A 509-nucleotide genomic window follows, 5' to 3' on the forward strand; every position below is an offset into this window, starting at 1 on the left:
GCCTCGGTATCGCCGTTGGCAAGCCCATCAATCGTGCGCGGAAATTGCGCCGGCAGCAGGTCCCAGTAAGTTTCCAGATCATCGGCCGTCACGGTCAGCGCCGCCGGGGTAATCTGCAACGCGCCGTTGGTCACGGTCAGATCGTAGTTATCACTCAACACATCGCCGGTGACGGTGGGGGTAATGACATAGCCGCCCACATCGCTGCCGGGCTCGCGAGTTAAACTGACGTTGATGGTTTCCTCAAAGGCCGGTGTCCCCGCTTGAGCGTAGGTGAGCTCGGGGTCGCTCTCGCCGTAGATTTTAATCAAATCATCGGCGCTGACCACAATCGGGCGCGGGTTAATAGTGAGCATGCCATCGTTCAGGGTAACGGTGTAATTGTCCGTGGCCGTATGGCCGGCCAACTCGCCGGTGATGGCGTAGCCGCCCACATTCTCGCCCGCGGCGCGGCTGAGGGTGCCGTCCAGCGTTTCACCTGCTGCCAGTGAGCCGTCGGTGACCGCCCA

Annotated in this window: 1 protein-coding gene; it reads right to left on the bottom strand. The window is 61.5% G+C overall.

Translation table 11 applies throughout. The features are described from left to right. On the bottom strand, positions 1–509 hold a 509-nt coding region (locus Q4563_RS15825; protein ID WP_303605147.1), incomplete at both ends, for an MBG domain-containing protein.

Source organism: Gilvimarinus sp. 1_MG-2023 (assembly GCF_030548285.1).